The sequence below is a fragment of the Burkholderiales bacterium genome (assembly GCA_015075645.1).
Lineage (GTDB): Bacteria > Pseudomonadota > Gammaproteobacteria > Burkholderiales > Casimicrobiaceae > VBCG01.
In genome coordinates this window covers 486,731-507,166 of record JABTUF010000004.1, presented here as the reverse complement: position 1 = coordinate 507,166, position 20,436 = coordinate 486,731, and the positions used below count along the sequence as shown (strand labels likewise).

At 68.9% G+C, this 20,436-nt stretch carries 21 protein-coding genes; 3 read left to right on the top strand and 18 right to left on the bottom strand.

Annotated elements, in window-relative coordinates:
- Positions 1–91 precede the first annotated feature (91 nt).
- Complete coding sequence (locus HS109_12565; GenBank protein MBE7523202.1) at positions 92–1,435, bottom strand: aspartate aminotransferase family protein; 1,344 nt, start codon at positions 1,433–1,435, stop codon at positions 92–94.
- 121 nt (positions 1,436–1,556) lie between these two features.
- Between HS109_12565 and HS109_12560 the strand changes: the two genes are divergently transcribed.
- Positions 1,557–2,450, top strand: a complete 894-nt coding sequence (locus HS109_12560) for a LysR family transcriptional regulator (protein ID MBE7523201.1) — start codon at positions 1,557–1,559, stop codon at positions 2,448–2,450.
- Positions 2,451–2,544: 94 nt separating this feature from the next.
- Here the strand turns inward: HS109_12560 and HS109_12555 are convergent, their stop codons facing one another.
- From HS109_12555 to HS109_12505, 11 genes are all read right to left on the bottom strand, one after another.
- A complete protein-coding gene (locus HS109_12555; protein MBE7523200.1) occupies positions 2,545–2,967 on the bottom strand; it encodes a F0F1 ATP synthase subunit epsilon in 423 nt (140 codons plus the stop codon).
- 185 nt (positions 2,968–3,152) lie between these two features.
- Positions 3,153–4,577, bottom strand: coding sequence for a F0F1 ATP synthase subunit beta (atpD, locus tag HS109_12550; GenBank protein MBE7523199.1), 1,425 nt, complete (start codon positions 4,575–4,577; stop codon positions 3,153–3,155).
- A 43-nt stretch (positions 4,578–4,620) separates the two neighbouring features.
- Positions 4,621–5,514, bottom strand: a complete 894-nt coding sequence (gene atpG / locus HS109_12545) for a F0F1 ATP synthase subunit gamma (protein MBE7523198.1) — start codon at positions 5,512–5,514, stop codon at positions 4,621–4,623.
- Between the two features lie 102 nt (positions 5,515–5,616).
- Positions 5,617–7,158, bottom strand: a complete 1,542-nt coding sequence (locus tag HS109_12540) for a F0F1 ATP synthase subunit alpha (protein ID MBE7523197.1) — start codon at positions 7,156–7,158, stop codon at positions 5,617–5,619.
- A 55-nt stretch (positions 7,159–7,213) separates the two neighbouring features.
- Positions 7,214–7,750, bottom strand: coding sequence for a F0F1 ATP synthase subunit delta (locus tag HS109_12535; GenBank protein ID MBE7523196.1), 537 nt, complete (start codon positions 7,748–7,750; stop codon positions 7,214–7,216).
- Between the two features lie 10 nt (positions 7,751–7,760).
- Positions 7,761–8,231 (bottom strand): F0F1 ATP synthase subunit B, encoded by a 471-nt coding sequence (locus HS109_12530; protein ID MBE7523195.1) that lies wholly within the window; start codon positions 8,229–8,231, stop codon positions 7,761–7,763.
- Between the two features lie 42 nt (positions 8,232–8,273).
- Positions 8,274–8,552: a F0F1 ATP synthase subunit C gene (gene atpE / locus HS109_12525; GenBank protein MBE7523194.1), complete on the bottom strand. Its 279-nt coding sequence runs from the start codon at positions 8,550–8,552 to the stop codon at positions 8,274–8,276.
- Between the two features lie 85 nt (positions 8,553–8,637).
- On the bottom strand, positions 8,638–9,447 hold the full coding sequence (gene atpB / locus HS109_12520; GenBank protein MBE7523193.1) for a F0F1 ATP synthase subunit A: 810 nt from the start codon (positions 9,445–9,447) through the stop codon (positions 8,638–8,640).
- Positions 9,448–9,466: 19 nt separating this feature from the next.
- Positions 9,467–9,967, bottom strand: a complete 501-nt coding sequence (locus tag HS109_12515) for a hypothetical protein (GenBank protein MBE7523192.1) — start codon at positions 9,965–9,967, stop codon at positions 9,467–9,469.
- Positions 9,968–10,073: 106 nt separating this feature from the next.
- Entirely contained in the window at positions 10,074–10,367 is a 294-nt protein-coding gene (locus HS109_12510; protein ID MBE7523191.1) for a MoaD/ThiS family protein, read from the bottom strand.
- A gap of 11 nt (positions 10,368–10,378) precedes the next feature.
- The gene (locus tag HS109_12505; GenBank protein MBE7523190.1) at positions 10,379–11,524 is read right to left on the bottom strand and encodes a glycosyl hydrolase; all 1,146 of its coding nucleotides are present in this window, start codon (positions 11,522–11,524) and stop codon (positions 10,379–10,381) included.
- A 190-nt stretch (positions 11,525–11,714) separates the two neighbouring features.
- Between HS109_12505 and HS109_12500 the strand changes: the two genes are divergently transcribed.
- On the top strand, positions 11,715–12,218 hold the full coding sequence (locus HS109_12500; protein ID MBE7523189.1) for a peroxiredoxin: 504 nt from the start codon (positions 11,715–11,717) through the stop codon (positions 12,216–12,218).
- Between the two features lie 246 nt (positions 12,219–12,464).
- Here the strand turns inward: HS109_12500 and HS109_12495 are convergent, their stop codons facing one another.
- From HS109_12495 to mnmG, 5 genes are all read right to left on the bottom strand, one after another.
- On the bottom strand, positions 12,465–12,905 hold the full coding sequence (locus HS109_12495) for a DUF411 domain-containing protein (protein MBE7523188.1): 441 nt from the start codon (positions 12,903–12,905) through the stop codon (positions 12,465–12,467).
- Positions 12,906–13,165: 260 nt separating this feature from the next.
- Positions 13,166–14,020 carry a ParB/RepB/Spo0J family partition protein gene (locus HS109_12490; GenBank protein MBE7523187.1) on the bottom strand — a complete coding sequence of 285 codons (855 nt, stop codon included), beginning with the start codon at positions 14,018–14,020 and terminating at the stop codon, positions 13,166–13,168.
- A 35-nt stretch (positions 14,021–14,055) separates the two neighbouring features.
- Positions 14,056–14,871 carry a ParA family protein gene (locus HS109_12485; GenBank protein ID MBE7523186.1) on the bottom strand — a complete coding sequence of 272 codons (816 nt, stop codon included), beginning with the start codon at positions 14,869–14,871 and terminating at the stop codon, positions 14,056–14,058.
- On the bottom strand, positions 14,868–15,512 hold the full coding sequence (gene rsmG / locus HS109_12480) for a 16S rRNA (guanine(527)-N(7))-methyltransferase RsmG (protein MBE7523185.1): 645 nt from the start codon (positions 15,510–15,512) through the stop codon (positions 14,868–14,870). Before rsmG ends, HS109_12485 begins: the two co-directional genes overlap by 4 nt.
- Positions 15,513–15,563: 51 nt before the next feature.
- Positions 15,564–17,453, bottom strand: coding sequence for a tRNA uridine-5-carboxymethylaminomethyl(34) synthesis enzyme MnmG (mnmG, locus tag HS109_12475; GenBank protein ID MBE7523184.1), 1,890 nt, complete (start codon positions 17,451–17,453; stop codon positions 15,564–15,566).
- Between the two features lie 621 nt (positions 17,454–18,074).
- On the opposite strand from mnmG, the gene HS109_12470 reads away from it, so the two are divergent.
- Entirely contained in the window at positions 18,075–18,329 is a 255-nt protein-coding gene (locus HS109_12470) for a hypothetical protein (GenBank protein ID MBE7523183.1), read from the top strand.
- A gap of 219 nt (positions 18,330–18,548) precedes the next feature.
- Here the strand turns inward: HS109_12470 and HS109_12465 are convergent, their stop codons facing one another.
- A complete protein-coding gene (locus HS109_12465; GenBank protein MBE7523182.1) occupies positions 18,549–20,381 on the bottom strand; it encodes a phosphoenolpyruvate carboxykinase (GTP) in 1,833 nt (610 codons plus the stop codon).
- Positions 20,382–20,436 lie beyond the last annotated feature (55 nt).

The window sequence follows — 20,436 nt, the reverse complement described above, 5'->3', positions numbered from 1 at the left end:
GGTCACTCCCGAAGAGGATGAGATCCGAAGTCCGTCGAACAGAGGCGCCGCCCGGACCGGGAAAACCGGCGCCTTCGGTCCGGTTTCCGTCTCAGTGCGCCGGCGCCGAGACGGCGGAAACTGCGGGCCGCGGCGCTCGATCGAGGCTCTCGCGCAACGCCCGGTCGAGGATCTCGACGGCGCGGTCGATCTCGTCGGTCGACACGGTCAACGGCGGCGCGATGCGCCAGACGGCCCCGCGCTCCGGACGCCGCCGGATGTTCATGCTGAGTCCGTATTCGAAGCACTTCCGCGTCGTCAGCGCGCCGAGCTCGTGCGCCGGGGTTTTCGAAGCCCGATCGGTCACCAGTTCGACCCCCAGCAACAGGCCGACGCCCCGAACGTCGCCGATGACGTCGTATTTCTCCCCGAGGCCGTCGAGGCGTCGCCTGAGGTAGGCGCCCATCTCGCGCGCGCGCGCCACCAGATGCTCTTCGGCGATCACCTTCAGCACCGCCAAGCCGGCTTCGGCCGGCAACGGATCCGACACGTGGCTCGTGTAGTACGTGAAGTGCCTGGCGTGGAGCTCGTCTTCGATCTTCGCCGTAGTCGATACCGCCGCCAGCGGCAGCCCGCCGCCGAGCGTCTTGGACATCGCCATGATGTCCGGAACCACCCCGTAGTGTTCAGAGCCGGTCCTCGTCCCGATCCGACCGAACGCGGTCTGCGCTTCGTCGAAGATCAGCAGCATGCCGCGGTCGTCGGCCGCCTTGCGGAGCGCACGCATGAACGACTTCGGGGGCACGAGCACTCCGCCTGCACTGATGATCGGCTCAGCGATGATCGCCGCGCCGCGCCCTGTCGACTGCATGTCGAACATCTTCAGCGCGAGATCGAGGTTCGCCAGCGCGGACTCCTCCTCGGTGGCGCGTTCGATGTAGGGGCGGTAGGCGTTGGGTTCCGGGATGACGAACACGCCGGGCGCGGGGACGCCGTATCCTCGGCGATCGCTCGCGAACGACACCGTGCTCGCGCCGCTGGTGATCCCGTGCCATGAACCGCCGAGCGCCAGGATTTCGTAGCCTCCCGTGACCATCTTCGCCATTCGGAGCGCCACTTCGGTGGCTTCCGATCCGGTGTTGATGAAGATCGAACGCTCGAGATCCCCGGGCAGCCAGTCGCGCGCCAGCGTCCGCGCGAGTTCCGCGACGACTTCGGGGATCATTCCGCTGAACAGGTGGTAGGCCTTCTGCCCGGCGCGATTGACCGCTTCGACGATTGCGGGATGGTTGTGGCCGATCGTCGCGCACATCTGCCCGGAGGTGAAATCCAGGTATTCGCGACCGTCGCTGTCCTTGACGATCGTTCCTTTCGCCGAGCGGAACAATCGCGGGAACGCGTCTCCACCGTATCGCACGAGGTAGTCTTTCGACGCTTGCAGCAGGCTGTCGTCCATGGCACGCTTTCCCGGAACGGTCTCTTCCATCGCGGCATCGTAGGGGGGGGCGCCCATGGGAGCCAGCGAAAAGAACTCATCGCCCCGTCAACGAAAGTCAACGGCGATCGCAAAGGCCAGACTGCCGCCTCTGAAGGCGTTGCTCGCGTTCGAGGCCGCCTCGCGGCACGGGAGTTTCGCGCAAGGCGCCACGGAGCTCGCGGTGACGCCTTCCGCGATCAGTCACCACATCCAGCAGCTCGAGTCGTTTCTCGGCGTGCGTCTGTTCGACCGGCATGCCGGCCGGGCGACGCTCACTGGCGCAGGACGCACCTATGCGCGCGAGATCGAATCGGCATTCGGCCTCATTTCGGACGCCACCCGTCTCGTCGCGCCGCAATCCCAGGACGGCATCCTCGCGATCGCGGCGAGCCCGAGCTTCGCCGCCAAATGGCTCCGGCCGCGCCTTCCTGAATTCTTGCGCGAGCACCCGGGCACGCGGGTTCGCCTGTCAACGCTGTCCGACCATCGCGACCTCGACAACACCCGCTTCGACATCGCGATTTCGTACAGCCGCCCACCGTTGCTGGATCGCGACGTCGAACCCCTGGTCGTCGAGCGCTTGCGCCCGCTGTGCAGTCCGGCGCTCGCGAAGGTGCTCGCCTTGAACGCCCCGGCCGATCTCGTCCGGGCGACGCTGATCCACTCGGCGAACGCGCTGACCTGGAAGGATTACCTGCGTCAGGTCGGATCGCCGATGCTTCGTCCGGCGCACGAACTGTGGCTCGACCGCTCGACGATGGCGATCGACGCGGCCGCGGAGGGCCTGGGGGTCGTGCTCGAAAGCGAACTGCTGGCAGACATCGAGCTTGCCCGAGGCAGTCTCGTTGCGCCCTTCGCGCCGGAGTTCAGCGTCGTGACGACGTCCTACTATCTGGTTCGATCCGACAGCGGACGGAACGGCGCGGCCACCTCGCAGTTCGTGCGGTGGTTGCGACAGGCCATTGGCGACGGGCGCCCGGGCGCGAAGCCGTGAGCGCACGCCGCATATCAAATGACCGACGCATGCGCGGGAGGAGAGCGACGCGGCGGCCCCGCAGTCCGTCGCGTGGTGCCGACCGGCGCCCGGTTCAGCTCCGATGCCGGAGCTTGCGGATCGCCTCGAGCTGCGCCATCGCGGTGGCGAGCGAGGCCTCGGCGGCGGCGATCTCTTCCTTCGTCGTCTTGTGCATCATCGCTTCTTCGGCGGCCTTCTTCGCCTCGAGCGCGGCCTTCTCGTCCAGGTCCTTCGCGCGGATCGCGGTGTCGGCGAGCACGGTGATCGCGTGCGGCTGCACCTCGAGGTAGCCGCCCTGCACGAACACCAGCTCCTCGGTCGCCTGGTCGGGGAGTTTCATGCGCACGGCGCCCGCCCGGATCTGCGTGAAGAGCGGCGTGTGGCGCGGGTAGATGCCGAGTTCGCCCATCACCCCCGGCAGCACGACGAACTCCGCGTCGCCCGAGAAGATCCGCTCTTCCGCGCTGACGATGTCGACTTTCATCGTGGTTGCCATGATCGATGCCACCCTTCATCTGCCATCGACGCCACGCAACGACGCGTGGGCCGGTTGAGCGACGGCGCCTCCAACGTCCATGGACGCGCCTTCCTGCGCCGCCGACGCTCGAACCGGATCGCGCGTCGGACCGGTTCCGCGAGCGCGACGCCGTTCGCCGCCCTCGCGCTAGCGCCGGCTCCTCGCTATTGCATCTTCTTGGCCTTTTCGAACGCCTCGTCGATGCCGCCGACCATGTAGAACGCCTGCTCGGGCAGCGCATCGCACTCGCCGTCGACGATCATCCGGAAGCCGCGGATCGTCTCCTTGAGCGGCACGTACTTGCCCGGCGAGCCGGTGAACACCTCGGCGACGTGGAACGGCTGCGACAGGAAGCGCTGGATCTTGCGCGCGCGCGCCACCGCGAGCTTGTCCTCGGGCGAGAGCTCGTCCATGCCGAGGATCGCGATGATGTCGCGCAGCTCCTTGTAGCGCTGCAGCGTCGCCTGCACGCGGCGGGTGATCGTGTAGTGGTCCTGGCCGATCACGTTCGGGTCGACCTGGCGCGAGGTCGAGTCGAGCGGGTCGACCGCCGGGTAGATGCCGAGCGCCGCGATGTCGCGCGAGAGCACGAGCGTCGCGTCGAGGTGGCCGAAGGTCGTCGCGGGCGACGGGTCGGTCAGGTCGTCCGCGGGCACGTAGACCGCCTGGATCGAGGTGATCGAGCCGACCTTGGTCGAGGTGATGCGCTCCTGCAGCCGGCCCATCTCCTCGGCGAGCGTCGGCTGGTAGCCCACGGCGGAGGGCATCCGGCCGAGCAGCGCGGAGACCTCCGTGCCGGCCAGCGTGTAGCGGTAGATGTTGTCGACGAAGAACAGGATGTCGCGGCCCTCGTCGCGGAAGCGCTCGGCCATCGTGAGGCCGGTCAGCGCCACGCGCAGCCGGTTGCCCGGCGGCTCGTTCATCTGGCCGAACACCATCGCGACCTTCGACTGCCCGAGGTCGTCCTGGCGGATCACCTTCGCGTCGCTCATCTCGTGGTAGAAGTCGTTGCCTTCGCGCGTGCGCTCGCCGACGCCGGCGAACACCGACAGGCCCGAGTGCTCTTTCGCGATGTTGTTGATGAGCTCGAGCATGTTGACGGTCTTGCCGACGCCGGCGCCGCCGAACAGCCCGATCTTGCCGCCCTTCGCGAACGGACAGATGAGGTCGATGACCTTGATGCCGGTCTCGAGGAGTTCGGTCGACGGCGAGAGTTCGTCGAACTTCGGCGCGGGCGCGTGGATCGGCCGGCGCTCGTCGGCCTTCACCGGGCCGCGCTGGTCGATCGGCCGGCCGAGCACGTCCATCACGCGCCCGAGCACGCCGGGGCCGACCGGCACCTTGATGTTCTCGCCGGTGGAGCGCACCTTCATGCCGCGCTTCAATCCGTCGGAGCTGCCCATCGCGATCGTGCGCACGATCCCGTCGCCGAGCTGCTGCTCGACCTCGAAGGTCAGGCCCTGCTCGACGAGCTTGTTGGTCGCGTCCTGCTCGAGGACGAGCGCGTCGTAGACCTTCGGCATCGCGTCGCGCGGAAACTGCACGTCGACGACCGCGCCGATGCATTGGACGATGGTGCCTTGGCTCATGATGTCTTCCGTCTGATGTCGTGATTCGGTGGCGGCGGGAGCGTCACACCGCGGCCGCGCCGCCGACGATCTCCGAGAGTTCCTTCGTGATCCCGGCCTGGCGCGTCTTGTTGTAGATGAGCTGCAGCTCGTTGATGATCTTGCCGGCGTTGTCGGTGGCCGCCTTCATCGCGACCATGCGCGCCGACTGCTCGGAGCCCATGTTCTCGGCGACGGCCTGGTAGACGATCGCCTCGATGTAGCGGCGCATCATGCCGTCGAGCAGCGTGCGCGCGTCCGGCTCGTAGATGTAGTCCCAGGCGCCGGTCGCCGACTCGGGCCGCACCACGTCGGCCGAGCCCGGCGGCCGGTACTGCATCGGCACCGGCACGATGCGGCCGGCGCGCGATTCCTGCTTCATCGTGTTGATGAACGCGGTGTAGAACAGCCACACCTCGTCGACCTCGCCGGCGATGTACTTGTCGAGCAGCGCCTTCACCGGCCCGACCATGCGCTCGACGTGCGGACGGTCGCCGAGCTGCACGACACTGCTGATCACGTTGCAGCCCATCCGGGTCAGGAACGCGAGGCCCTTCGTGCCGACCGCGACGTAGTCGACGCCGACGCCGGCGGCCTGCCACTCCTTGTGCTTCTGGTTGGCGAGCCGCAGCACGTTGGTGTTGAGGCCGCCGCACAGGCCCTTGTCGGTCGTGACGACGATCGCCCCGACCCGCTTCGTCTTCTCGCGCTTGGCGAGGAACGGGTGCTTGTACTCGGCGTTCGCCTGCGCGATGTGGACCGCGATGTTGAGCGTGCGCTCGAGGTACGGGCGCGAGGCACGCATGCGGTCCTGGGCCTTCTTCATCTTCGAGGCCGCGACCATCTCCATCGCCTTGGTGATCTTGCGCGTGCTCTGCACGCTCTTGATCTTGTTGCGGATTTCCTTCGATCCCGCCATCGCGCTCTTTCCTAGCTCCTGCCGCCGAAAATCGACCGGCTCCGCCGGCGATTTTCGGGAAGCCTCATCGGACGAAAGTAGGGTTGCACTTTCGTCCGTCGACTAGAAGGTGCCCGTCTTCTTGAAGTCCTCGATCGCCGCGGCGAGTTCCTTCTCGTCGCCCTCGGAGAGGTCCATGTTCTTCGCGACCCGCTCGTGCAGCGCCTTGTACTTGCTGCCGATGAACGCGCGCAGCGACGACTCGAAGGAGAGCGCCTTCTCGACCGGCACGTCGTCGTAGTAGCCGCGGTTCACGGCGAACAGCGTCAGCGCCTGGTCGGCGACCGACATCGGCGAGTACTGCGGCTGCTTCATGAGCTCGGTCACCATGCGGCCGCGGTCGAGCTGCTTGCGCGTGGCGTCGTCCAGGTCGGAGGCGAACTGCGCGAACGCGGCGAGCTCGCGATACTGCGCGAGCGCGAGACGCACGCCCCCCCCGAGCTTCTTGATGACCTTGGTCTGCGCGCTGCCGCCCACGCGCGACACCGAGATGCCCGCGTTGATCGCGGGGCGGATGCCGGCGTTGAAGAGGTCGGTCTCGAGGAAGATCTGGCCGTCGGTGATCGAGATCACGTTGGTCGGCACGAACGCGGTCACGTCGCCCGCCTGCGTCTCGATGATCGGCAGCGCGGTCAGCGAACCGGTCTTGCCCTTGACCTCGCCCCCGGTGAACTGCTCGACGTACTTCGCGTTGACGCGCGCGGCGCGCTCGAGCAGGCGCGAGTGCAGGTAGAACACGTCGCCCGGATAGGCTTCGCGGCCCGGCGGGCGGCGCAGCAGCAGCGACACCTGGCGGTAGGCCCAGGCCTGCTTGGTCAGGTCGTCGTAGATGATGAGGGCGTCCTGCCCGCGGTCGCGGAAGTACTCGCCCATCGTGCAGCCCGAGTAGGGCGCGATGTACTGCATCGCGGCCGACTCCGACGCGCTCGCCGCCACGATGATCGTGTAGGCCATCGCGCCGTTTTCCTCGAGCTTCCGGACCACGTTCGCGATGGTCGAGGCCTTCTGGCCGATCGCGACGTAGATGCAGATGAGGTCCTTGCCCTTCTGGTTGATGATCGTGTCGACCGCGACCGCCGTCTTGCCGGTCTGCCGGTCGCCGATGATGAGTTCGCGCTGGCCGCGCCCGATGGGCACCATCGCGTCGATCGACTTCAGGCCGGTCTGCACCGGCTGGTTCACCGACTGGCGGTCGATGACGCCCGGCGCGACCTTCTCGATCACGTCGGTCATCTTCGCGTTCACCGGGCCCTTGCCGTCGATCGGCTCGCCCAGCGAGTTGACGACGCGCCCGATCAGTTCGGGGCCGACCGGGACCGCGAGGATGCGTCCGGTGCACTTGACCGTCGCGCCCTCGGTGATGTGCTCGTACTCGCCCAGCACCACCGAGCCGACCGAGTCGCGCTCGAGGTTCAGCGCGAGTCCGAAGGTGTTGCCCGGGAACTCGAGCATCTCCCCCTGCATCGCGTCGGCGAGCCCGTGGATGCGGCAGATGCCGTCGGTGACCGAGACGACCGTCCCCTGCGTGCGCGTCTGCGCGCCGGTGTCCAGGTTCTGGATCTTCGCCTTGATCAGTTCGCTGATTTCGGATGGGTTCAACTGCATGGTTTCCTCGCGTCGTGGGGGCGCTCCGCCCGTGTCACGCTCGATTCGTGGTCTGTCAGGCCGTGAGGGCGTTCTGCATCGCGGCGAGCTTGCCCGCGACGGAGTCGTCGATCACCGTATCGCCCACCGTGATGCGCGCGCCGCCGATCAGCGCCGGATTGACGCTGACGGTGGCCTCCACCTTCTTGCCGTAGCGCCGCCCGAGCGCCGCCTTCAGCGCGGCGAGGTCGGCGTCGGCAAGCGGCATCGCGCTCTCGATCGACGCCCGCGCGACGCCCTCGGCGTCGTGCCGGCGCTTCTCGAACACCTCGCGGATCTCGCGGGCGAGACCGATCCGGTCCGCCTCGATCAGCACGCGCACGAAGCTCCTCGCGTCGGCGTCGAGGCGCTCCCCGCAGATCGACAGGAACAGCGATTCCTTCGCGTCGTCGCCGAGCGTCGGATTCGCGAGCGCCACGCGCATCCGCGCGTCGGACGCCACGGACTCGACGAGTTCGAGCATCTGCGACCAGGCGGGCAATGCCCGCTCGGCCGACGCGATCTCGAACGCCGCTTCTGCGTAGGGTCGCGCGATGGTGGAGAGTTCGGCCATGGCGTGCGGTCTAGAGCTGCTTCTGGATCTCGGCGAGCAGGTCGGCGTGCGCCTTCGCGTCGACCTCGCGCTTGAGGATCTTCGCCGCGCCGGTGACCGCGAGATCCGCCACCGACTTGCGCAGCGACTCCTTGGCGCGGGCGACTTCCTGCTGGATCTCGGCCTTGGCGGCGGCGACGATGCGGTCGGCCTCGGCCTTCGCCTCGACCTTCGCGCGGTCCATCGTCTCGGAGCGGAACTTCTCGCCCTGCGCGACGATCTCGGAGGCTTTCGACTTCGCCTCGGTGAGCATGTCGGCCACCCGTTTCTCGCTCGACGCGAGGTTCTGGCGGCCCTGCTCGCCCGCCGCGAGTCCGTCGGCGATCTCCTTGCGGCGCGTCTCGATCGCGTTCATCAGCGGCGGCCAGACGAACTTCGCCGTGAACCAGATGAACGCGGCGAATCCCGCCGCCTGCATGAACAACGTCAGGTTGATGTCCATGACGGCTTCCTTACGTGCGTCGGGCCGGGCCCGCGTTGGACATTAGCGCGGGATGACGGCGAGCAGCGGGTTGCCGAACGCGAACAGCATCGCGATGCCGAGCCCGATGATGAACGACGCGTCGATCAGGCCGAGCAGCAGGAACACCTTCGTCTGCAGCTGGGGCATCAGCTCCGGCTGGCGGGCCGCGCCCTCGAGGAAGCGCGAACACATGATGCCCACGCCGACGCAGGCGCCGAGCGCGCCCAGACCGATCATGAGGCCGATGCCGATGCCGGTGTAGGCCTGGATCATGGCGAGCAGTTGCAGTTTCGGGTCCATCTTGTTTCCTTTCGTTGTCGCGGAAGGTGACGGGGTTGCGTGGTGCGAAGAACGCCGGGCGCGGGAGCGGGAGGCCCCGTGTCCGTCAGTGGTGCTCGTGCGCCATCGCGACGTACACGATGGTCAGCATCATGAAGATGTAAGCCTGCAGCACGACGATCAGGATGTGGAAGATCGACCAGCCGAGGTGCAGCACCGCCCCGGCGATCACGCCGACCAGCCCGGTGGCGGCCCACATGCCGAGCAGCATGAAGATGATCTCGCCCGCGTACATGTTGCCGAACAGCCGCAGGCTGTGCGAGAGCGGCTTGCTCACGTACTCGACGATGTTGAACAGCAGGTTCGCCGGCCACAGCAGCGGATTGGCCCCGAACGGCGCGCAGAAGAGCTCGTGGATCCAGCCGCCGAAGCCCTTGACCTTGATGCTGTAGAAGATCATCAGCGCGAACACCGAGAGGGCGAGCGCGAAGGTCGTGTTCACGTCGGCGGTGGGCACGCTGCGCCAGGTCTCCTGGTGGAACACGTTGTGGTAGATCCACGACATGATGTCCACCGGCAGGAAGTCCATCGCGTTCATGAAGAGCACGAGGACGAACGTGGTGAGCGCGAGCGGCGCGACCAGCCGGCTCGTGCCCTGGTAGGCCGAGCGCACCTCGTTGTCGACGAACCCGATCGCGAGTTCGATGAAGGCCTGCGTCTTCGACGGGACGCCCGAGGTCGCCTTGCGCGTGATCCACCACATGAATCCGAAGCACAGGACGCCCAGGATCAGCGACGTCACCAGCGTGTCGACGTTGATCGTCCAGAACCCGCCGCCTTCCTTGACCGGGTGGGTGAGGAAGGTCAGGTGGTGCTGGATGTAGCTCGTGGGGGAGAGTTCGGAGCCGGCCGCCATCGATGGTTCTTCCGTCGTTCTACTCGCGCGCCAACAGGGCGGTCGAGAACAGCAACACCGTCACCGCGAAGGCGGCGAACAGCGCCGCCACCACGACGTCCTTGTACGCCGCGAGCACCAGCCAGAGCTGGAGGAGGATCACGAGGATCTTCGCCCCCTCCGCGCGCAGCATCGTGACGACCGAGGCGCCGGCGGTGGCCTTCGGCCCGATCCCCAGCACGAACGCGTACACGACGGTCGAGGACAGCGTGATGGCACCGCCCAGCGCGGCCGACAGCGCCGCGTGGAAGCCGGCCCACCCTCCCGACACGGCCGCGATCGCTGCGGTGGCGATCGCCTGCCAGGCGAGGACGGTGCGGATCGGCTTGGACTTGAGCGGAGGTATCACGCCGGCGCCCTCGACGGAAGGAACGCCACCGGCGAACCGAGCAAACCTGTCGATTGTAACGGTTTCAACCATCCGGCGGCAAGGAAATGCTGCGATGCAGCGACGCTGCACCGGTTCCTTGAGCCAGCGCAAGCCGCGACTGAACGTCCGTTCGATGCTGCCCTGCGGCAACCATCAAAGGGGTCAGACTCGGTTGATCTGAACTGAAGATCAACCGAGTCTGACCCCTTTGCTCTGTTCAGCCGCCGGACAGCGCCGCGACGATCATCACCTCGGTTCCCGCCGGCACCGGCGTGGCGAGGTCGCGCACCGCCTTCGGCCCGACGAACATCGCGATGTGCGGCCGGATCGCGCCCTGTTCGTCGATCATGCGAAAGCGGATGCCGGGAAACGACGAATCGAGCGCGGCGATGATCGCGCGCAGTGGCGGCGCGGCATCCGGCGAGAGTTCCGGCAGCGTCACGTCGACCTCGGCATGGCCGAGCGTGTAGGACCGCAACGGCGACGGGATCCGGACGCGGTAGCGCGCGATCACGCGGGCCTTCAGGAGGCGAACGCCTCGACCGCGTGGATCTGCGGCAGGTTGCGCACGAGGAGCTTCCAGGTGCGGCCCTCGTCGCGGCTGCCCCAGACCTCGCCCGACGTCGTCCCGAAGTAGAGGCCGACCGGGTCGCGAGCATCTTGCGTCATCGCCTGGCGCTTGACCGTCCACCACGCCTGCGCGCGCGGCAAACCGGTGTCGAGCCGCTTCCACGTCCGGCCCGCGTCGGCGGTCCGGAAGCAGGCCGGCCGGCCCCCCGGCGACACGCGCGGCCACACGTCGGAGCCGTCCATCGGGAAGATCCAGGCGGTGTCCGGATCGCGCGGATGCGGGACCATCGGGAAGCCGACGGTGCCCACGGCTTTCGGCATCCCGCCGCCGATGTCGATCCATTCGGTCGACGGACGATCGAGGCGGTAGAGCCCGCAATGGTTCTGCTGCCACAGCCGGTCGGGATCGCCGCCGGCGAAACGCACGCAGTGCGGATCGTGGCCGAAGGCCGGCGTGGGCTCGGGGAGGAAGTCAGCCTTCACTCCGCGGTTGATCGGCGTCCAGTCGGCCCCTGCGTCGACGGACTCGAATACGCCCCCCGAGGACATCGCGATGTAGAGATGCTTCGCGTCGCGCGGGTCCACGAGGATCGAATGCATCTTCGGCCCGTCGGGGGTGCCGTCCTGGTCGCCGCCGCACCAGGCCTTGCGCTGCCGGTGCGCGTTGAAACCCGCGACCCCGGTCCAGGTCGCGCCATGATCAGTCGAGCGGAACAGGCCCTGCGGTGAAGTGCCGGCATACCAGGACGCCGGCTCGCTCGCGTGGCCCGGCGTGAGCCAGAACGTGTGGTCGACGGTGCGCCCGGTCCCGGCATCGAACGCCGGCGGCTTCGAGGCTTCGGTCCAGGTCCGCCCGCGGTCGGCCGAGCGGAACACCGTCGGTCCGAGGTGCCCGGTACGCGCGGCGGCGAGCCAATGGCGCGGGTCGCGTGGATCGGCCATCGCGTGGTGAACGTTGTGCCCGAGGAACCGCGGACCGGCGAGCGTCCAGCGCAAGCGGGCGGCATCGCTCGAGAGCGTCCACAGCCCCTTGCGCGTGGCGATGAGAACGGTCGTGCGTCGCGTGGCGGCTTTGCTGCTGTGGGACGATGCGGGCATGCGGACCTCCGTGTGCGTGGGAACGGTCGCGGCAGCCGGCGGCTCGCGGGGGCCGGAGGCGGCACGCTACGCCAAAGCGCCGTGTCCCCGCAAGGCGCGGGGTTGATCTTCGCGCCGGTCGCTGCGATCCTCGACGATCCAGGAGCGGTGAAATCGACACGCCCCCCACAAGACGAACGGAGAACGCGACATGACGATCAAGGTCGGCGACAAGCTCCCCGCCGGGACGCTGATGGAGTACTTCGAGGTCGAGAAGGACGGCTGCTCGATCGGGCCCAACCCGGTCAAGGTCGAGGACTTCGTCAAGGGCCGGAAGGTCGTGATCTTCGGCCTGCCCGGAGCGTTCACGCCGACCTGCTCGGCGAAGCACGTGCCTTCGTACCTGCAGAACTTCGACAAGCTGAAGGCGAAGGGCGTCGCCGCGATCGCGTGCCTGTCGGTCAACGACGCGTTCGTGATGGGCGCGTGGGCGCGCGACCAGCACACCGGCGACAAGATCCGGATGCTGGGCGACGGCAGCGCGGACTACGCGAAGGCGCTCGGCCTCGAGCTCGACTTGAACGCGAAGGGCATGGGCATGCGCTGCCAACGCTTCTCGATGCTGGTCGACGACGGTGTCGTCAAGACCCTCAACATCGAGGCTCCCGGCAAGTTCGAAGTCTCCGATGCGCAGACGATGCTGAGGCAGTTGTAGGACTCAGCAGTCAGGAATCAGGAGTCAGGAGTCAGAGGATAGAGGCGGCGGCGACTCCGGTGGCGGCGCGTTGAGCGCCGCTGCGACATCCTCGTAGGTCGGGCTTCAGCCCGACGTGCCGCCCCCCCGGTAGGTCGGGCTTCAGCCCGACGTGCCGCCTCCCGGTAGGTCGGGCTTCAGCCCGACGGGGTTCGTGTCGACACGAAGGAACGTGTCGGCCCGAAGGCCGACCCACGGGTTGCGCGCTCAATGGCGCGCGAAAACCTCAGTCGTCCCGTCGCGCCGCACGAGCAGCGTGTCGTAGCGGTCGCGGCGGCCGTCCATCTCCATGCCCGGCGATCCGATCGGCATGCCGGGCACCGCGAGGCCGCGCGCCTTCGGCCGCTCGGCGAGCAGGCGCTTCACGTCGGCCGCGGGCACGTGACCCTCGATCGCGTAGCCGCTGACCTCCGCCGTGTGGCAGGAGCCGAGCGACGGTGGAATGCCGAGAAGCGAGCGCGCGGCGGTGTTGCCGCTGTCGTCGACCGTGACCGCGAAGCCCGCGGCGCGCATGTGGTCGACCCAGCCGGTGCAGCAGCCGCAGGTCGGCGACTTGTAGACCTTGACCGCCGGCGCCCCCGCGCGCACCGGCAACGCGACCGCCGCCAGCGCTCCCGCGAATGCCCGGATCACCGCACGTCGTTGCATGTCCTCTCCCTCGACCGTTCGTTTCGTGCCGCGATGGTGCGCGGAGGCGCGCGCCCGCGCCTTGATGCGACACAACGTCTCGGCGGACTATCGTCCCGCGCCGGGATCGACCGCCTTGGCCGCGCCATTGCTCCGAACGCCTCAGCCCTGCGGTAGATCGCGCCGCGATCCGGAGGTTCCCCGCGGGTGACGCCCCCTGCGCCCACCGGCCCCGCGTCACGCGCCCTGCGGTGCCGCACCCGCCGGGGCGATCGCCCGCGCTACTTGAGTTTCGCGACGATCCCGTCGAGCGCCTCGAGCGACGCGTAGGCGATCACGACGCGTCCCTTGCCGCCGGGCTTCGCCTCGATCGTCACTTTCGCGCCGAGCGCGTCGGCGAGTTCGTTCTCGAGCCGGATCGTGTCGGCGTCGCGTGCGTGGTGCCTGCGTCGCGCCGCGCGCTTCGCCGGGTTGAGGAGCCCGTGCACGAGCCGCTCGGTCTCGCGCACCGACAGTCCGCCGTTCACCACGCGCACCGCGGTTGCGGTCTGCTGCGCGGCGGGCAGCGCGAGCAGCGCGCGCGCGTGCCCCATGTCGAGCGCGCCGGCCTGCACGTAGTCCTGCACGGCCTTCGGAAGCTGCGTGAGGCGCAGCAGGTTCGTGACCGCGCTGCGCGAGCGGCCGACCGCCTTCGCCGCCTCGTCGTGCGTGATGCCGAACTCGTCGACCAGGCGCTTCAGCCCCTGCGCCTCCTCGATCGGGTCGAGGTCCTCGCGCTGGATGTTCTCGATCAGCGCGAGCGCGAGCGCCGCCTGGTCGGGCACCGCCTTCACGAGCACCGGGACCTCGCGCAGGCCCGCCTTCCGCGCGGCGCGCCAGCGCCGCTCGCCCGCGATGATCTCGTAGCGGCCGCCGTCGACCGGCCGCACGAGGATCGGCTGCATCACGCCCTGCTCGCGGATCGACGCCGCGAGGTCGTCGAGCGCGGCCTCGTCCATCCGCGTGCGCGGCTGGTAGCGCCCCGGCGCGAGCCGGTCGATCGCGAGCGTCTGCTGCGAATCCTTCGCCGGCGCGACGTCGCCGCCGCCCGACAGGAGCGCGTCGAGCCCGCGTCCCAGTCCCTTCGGTCGGATCACCTTCGACTCCTGTGGAGATGCTCTGCGTAACCGCGCTATGCCGCGCGCGCTTCCATGCGCCGCAGGATCTCGCCGGCGAGCGCGAGGTAGGCCTGCGCGCCCTTCGACTGCAGTTCGAGCTTGAGCGCCGGGATGCCGTGCGACGGCGCCTCGGCGAGCCGGATGTTGCGCGGCACGACGGTGCGGTAGACCTTGTCGCCGAAGTGCTTCTCGAGTTCGGCGGCGACGTTCTGCGCGAGCGTGTTGCGCGGGTCGTACATCGTGCGCAAGAGGCCCTCGATCTCGAGCGACGGGTTCAAATGCGCGCGCACCTTCTTCACCGTCTGCACGAGGTCGGAGAGCCCTTCGAGCGCGTAGTACTCGCACTGCATCGGGATCAGCACGCTGTCGGCCGCGCACAGGCCGTTGAGGGTCAGCAGCGAGAGCGATGGCGGGCAGTCGAGCAGGACGAAGTCGTACTCGCCGGCGACCTCGCCGATCGCGTTCTTCATCTGCGAGAGCGCCTCGGCGAGCGCGTCCTTGAGCCGCGTCTCGCGCTCCGGCAGGTCGACCAGTTCCACCTCGGCGCCGGCGAGTTCGCGGTTCGCCGGCACGAGGTCGAAGCCGCCGGTCGGCGACACGATCCGCACGTCGGCGATCTTCCGCTCGCCCAGCAGCACCTGGTAGACGGTCGCGCTCTGCGCGCGCTTGTCCGCGCCCGCACCGGTCGTCGCGTTGCCCTGCGGGTCGAGGTCGACCAGCAGCACCCGGCGGTTCATCGCGACGAGGCTCGCCGCGAGGTTGACCGCGGTGGTCGTCTTGCCGACGCCGCCCTTCTGGTTCGCGATCGCGATGATCCGCGGTGTCTTCATCGTGCCCTCATCACGACCAGGTGCCGCTCGCCGTCGAGCCCGGGCACGTCGAGGCGCGGCGTGTCGACGACTTCCACGTCCGCGGGCAACGCCGCGATCTCGTCGCCCGGCAGCGCACCCTTCATCGCGAGCACCCGACCATCATCGGCGAGATGCGGGAGCGCGGCGCGCGCGAATGTCGCGAGATCCGCGAACGCGCGCGAGACCACCACGTCGAACGGCGCCGCGCTCGCGTAGTCCTCGATGCGCACGCCATGCGCTTGCGCATTGGGCAGCGGCAACTCGATCGCGGCCTGTGCGAGAAATGCCGCCTTCTTCGTGCTCGCGTCGATCATCACGACACGCGCGTCCGGCCGCGCGATCGCGATCGGAATGCCCGGCAGCCCGCCGCCGCTTCCGACGTCGAGCACGCGGATCCCCGTGCGCGACGGCAGATGCGGCACGATCGCGAGCGCGTCGAGCGTGTGGTGCGTGACCATGCGCTCGCTCTCGCGGATCGCCGTCAGGTTGTAGGTGCGGTTCCACTTCGCGAGCAGCGCGAGGTGGCGCTCGAGCGCCGCGACGCCGCCTTCCGGCAGCCGCACGCCCAGCCGCGCGATGCCCGTTTCCAGCGTGACCGCTTCGCTCGCTACCGCGGCCATTGTGCCCCCTCGGGCGGAGGCAGCCGCAGGTCGCTTCGGGGGGGCCACATCCTATGCTGCATCCTCGCGGCCGAAGCCGCGCTTCAGATGCACGAGGAGGAGCGAGATCGCCGCCGGCGTGATGCCCTGCATCCGCGACGCCTGGCCGATCGTCTCGGGGCGTTGGCGGTTCAGCCGCTCTCGCACCTCGGTCGACAGTCCGCGCACCGTCTCGTAGTCGAGATCGCCGGGGAGCCGCGTCTCGTCCTGCGCGAGCGTGCGCGCGATCTCGTCTTTCTGACGCTCGATGTAGCCGGCGTACTTGATCGACACCTCGACCTGCAGCGCGACCTCGGGATCGTCGACCGCGGCGCCCGCGCCCGGCAGCGTCATCAGCGCGGCGTAGCCGACTTCGGGACGGCGCAGGAGTTCGTCGAGCGTGTGCGCGCGCTCGAGCGGCGCCCCGACGACGCGTTCGATCTGGTGATGCGCGACGACGTTCGGATTCACCTGCGTCGAGCGCAGCCGCTCGACCTCGCGCACGATCGCGTCGCGCTTGCGCGCGAACGCGTCCCAGCGCGCGTCGTCGACGAGGCCCAGTCGCCGGCCGTGCTCGGTGAGACGCAGGTCCGCGTTGTCCTCGCGAAGCTGCAGCCGGTACTCGGCGCGCGAGGTGAACATCCGGTAGGGCTCGGAGACGCCGCGGATGACGAGGTCGTCGACCAATACGCCCAGGTAGGCTTCGTCGCGGCGCGGATGCCAGCCCTCCTCGCCGCGCGCGTGCCGCGCGGCGTTCAGTCCGGCGAGGAGTCCCTGCGCTGCGGCCTCCTCGTAGCCGGTGGTGCCGTTGATCTGGCCCGCGAAGAAGAGTCCGCCGATGGCGCGCGTCTCGAGCGTCATCCGCAGCGCGCGCGGATCGAAGTAGTCGTATTCGATCGCGTAGCCGGGGCGCAGGATGTGCGCGTTCGCGCAGCCCGGCAGCGTGCGCACGAGCGCGAGCTGCACGTCGAAGGGGAGGGACGTCGACACGCCGTTCGGATAGATCTCGTGCGTGGTGAGCCCCTCGGGCTCGAGGAACACCTGGTGCGACGCGCGCTGCGCGAAACGCACGACCTTGTCCTCGATCGACGGGCAGTAGCGCGGACCGACACCCTCGATCACGCCCGCGTAGAGCGGCGAGCGGTCGAGCGCGCCGCGGATGATCTCGTGCGTCGCCTCGCTCGTGTGCGTGATCCAGCACGGCAGTTGCGCCGGATGCATCGCGCGCGTGCCGATGAACGAGAACACCGGCTGCGGTTCGTCGCCGGGCTGCACTTCGAGCGACGCGAAGTCGATCGTGCGGCCGTCGAGGCGCGGCGGCGTGCCGGTCTTGAGCCGCCCGACCGGAAGCTCGCGCTCGCGCAGCGCCGCACCCAGGCGCTTCGCCGCGGGCTCGCCCGCGCGCCCGGCCTCGTGGTTCTCCATGCCGACGTGGATGCGCCCCGACAGGAACGTGCCGGTCGTCAGCACCACCGCATCGGCGAAGAAGCGCAACCCGATCTGCGTGACGACGCCGGCGATGCGATCGCCCTCGACGATCAGATCGTCGACCGCCGCCTGGAACAGCGTGAGGTTCGGCTGGTTCTCCAAGCGCCGCCGGATCGCGGCCTTGTAGAGCAGCCGGTCGGCCTGCGCGCGCGTCGCGCGCACCGCCGGTCCCTTGCTTGCGTTCAGCGTGCGGAACTGGATGCCGGCCTCGTCGGTGGCGATCGCCATCGCACCGCCGAGCGCGTCGACCTCGCGTACCAGGTGGCCCTTGCCGATCCCGCCGATCGACGGGTTGCAGGACATCTGCCCGAGCGTCTCGATGCTGTGCGTCAGGAGCAGCGTCGATGCGCCGGTGCGCGCCGAGGCGAGCGCCGCCTCGGTGCCGGCATGGCCGCCCCCGACGACGATCACCTGGAAACGCTGAGCGAAGTCCATGATTATCAAGAATAAACAGCGCGCCGCTCGGCAACGCCGCGGTCACGATTCTAGCGTGAATCGGCCGTGCGCGCCATCGGGAGTTCACGCTCCAGTTTCACGTGAAACGTCGCACCGGCGCCTTCGTCCAGATGGCCATGGCGGTAGTGGAGCATCGGGATCTGCGAGCGCCGGAGAACGAGTGCCAGGCGTCGGAAGGTTGTCAGGCCGGCTGATGGCTCCACGGCAAGCTCGATTGATAAGGACGGCGAGGGTTACGCGCGATACAGCTGCCACGCGCCGGGTAGCTGCCTCGCGCGGGACCGTCCGGGTCCTTCGCGTCGACGCGACGCGATCGAAGTAGAAGTGGAGCGATGCCGCTCCTGTCCAACCCCGAATGACCCGACCAGCAGCTGAGCCGCATGCGGAGTCGATCCGTCGGCCGCGCTCCCAGCCTTGGACGATCGACCGGGCCACGCCCAAACCGGAGCAGCTCGACCGGCGCCGGTCCCGGCACGTTCCACGTGAAACGTCGGCGGGCGAGGCCCCCGGTCCCGGCGAGTGGCGCGGCAATTCGGGCAGCATATTGACAGCTTTCGCAGAAGGCGTAGCGTAGGAAATTCCACCGCCCGGAGGTCTGTCATGCGCACGCTCATCGTCGCCGCCGTCACGATCGTCCTCGCGACTCCCGCGCTCGCCTGCGAGGTGGACAAGGCCGCCAACTCGCCGCCCGACGCGTCGATCGCGGCCAGCAAGGACGCAGCCGCACCGGCACCCGTGGCGAAGGACGTCAAGGTCTCGACGACCGTGGCCGCGCCGAAGCCGGCGAAGGATCAGGCGGTCGCAACGTCGAGTCCGCCGCAGCCGGTTTATTTCAACCAGCGCGCCGCGAAGTAGTCGAGTCGCAGGTTTCCAGCATCGCCGTCGGTCGGGCGTTCATGCGCCCGGTCGCGCGGTCGCCCGCCCGCGGCAAGGGTCGCGGTGAGCCCCTCCGGACAGAGCGTTCCGTCGACGGCGCCTGGCGCGCCCTACGCGCGGGCCGCGAACCGGGACACGGGAGTCCAACGACGACGGCGCCCGCAGGCGCCGTAGTAAGTGTGCGCTCGCTGTCGCCGTCTACCGCGCCAGTCGCCCGCCGAGCCTAGATCTCTCGCCACGCAGGACCTCCGGCTGCTTCGCGCCCACCTTGGCGAACAACGCATCGTGCGCGGTGAGCTCGCGCTCCCAGGCACCCTTGTCGATCGCCACTGCCTGGGCGTAACGGTCCGGCGGGAAGCTCGTCCCCGACCAGTCGAGGTCGTCGAACTCCGGCGTGACGCCGAGCGGCGTCGGGCTGCCGTTCGCGGCCCCGGAGCAGCGCTCGACGATCCACTTGAGCACGCGCATGTTCTGGCCGAAGCCGGGCCAGACGAACTTGCCCGAGGCGTCCTTGCGGAACCAGTTGACCGCGAAGATCCGCGGCGGGTGCGCGACCGCGCTTCCCATCTTCAGCCAATGGCGGAAATAGTCGCCGACGTGGTAGCCGCAGAACGGGAGCATCGCGAACGGGTCGCGCCGCACTTCACCCGTTGCGCCCGCCATCGCCGCGGTCGTCTCCGAGCCCATCGTCGCGGCGAGGTACACGCCCGCCTCCCAGCTCGGCGCCTCGACCACGAGCGGCATCGTGTCGGAACGACGGCCGCCGAAGACGAACGCCGAGATCGGCACGCCGGAGGGATCGTCCCACGCGGGATCGATCGACGGACACTGAGTCGCCGCGGCGGTGAAGCGCGCGTTGGGATGCGCGGCCTTGCGCCCGCTCGCGGGCGTCCAGTCGTTCCCCTGCCAGTCGACGAGATGCGCGGGCGGCTCCTTCGTCATCCCTTCCCACCACACGTCGCCGTCGTCGGTCAGCGCGACGTTGGTGAAGATGACGTTCGCCTTGAGCGTCTCCATCGCGTTCGGATTCGACTCGTACGAGGTGCCCGGCGCGACGCCGAAGTAACCCGCCTCCGGATTGATCGCGCGAAAGCGGCCGTCGGGGCCGGGCTTGATCCACGCGATGTCGTCGCCGACCGTCGTCACCTTCCAGCCGTCGAAGCCGGGCGGCGGAATCAGCATGGCGAAGTTGGTCTTGCCGCACGCGCTCGGGAACGCCGCCGCGACGTAGCGCTTCTCGCCCGACGGCGGTTCGACGCCGAGGATCAGCATGTGCTCGGCGAGCCAGCCCTCGTCGCGGCCCATGACCGAGGCGATGCGGAGCGCGAGGCACTTCTTGCCGAGCAGCGCGTTGCCGCCGTAGCCCGAGCCGTAGCTCCAGATCTCGCGCGTTTCGGGAAAGTGCACGATGTACTTGACGTCCGGATTGGAAGGCCACGGCGTGTCGTGCGCGCCGCTCGCGAGCGGTGCGCCGACCGAATGCACGCAGGGCACGAACGCGCCTTCGGCGCCCAGGTGCTCGACCACCGCGCGCCCCATGCGCGTCATGATGCGCATGCTCACCGCGACGTAGGGACTGTCGGTCAGCTCGACACCGACCTGCGAGATCGGGCTGCCGATCGGCCCCATCGAGAACGGCACGACGTACATCGTGCGCCCGCGCATCGAGCCGGCGAACAGTTGGTCGAGCGTCGCGCGCATCTCGGCGGGCGCGCGCCAGTTGTTGGTCGGTCCGGCGTCGTCCTCGCGCTCGCTGCAGATGAACGTGCGGTCCTCGACGCGCGCCACGTCGGAGGCGTCCGATCGCGCGACGAAGCATCCCGGCCGCTTCACCGGGTCGAGTCGGATGAGCGTGCCCGCAGCCACCATCGTGTCGCACAGGCGGTCGTACTCGGACTGGCTGCCGTCGCACCAGACGATGCGCTCCGGCATCGTGCGCGCGGCGATGGCACGCACCCATTCGATCAGCCGCGGATGCCGGACCCAGGCCGGCGCGCCGTCTGCCCGGGCGATCGCCCCGGGCGCTTCCATCCGATTCATCGTGCGGGGCTCCTTCGGAACGCACGCGGCATCGCAGATGCACCGC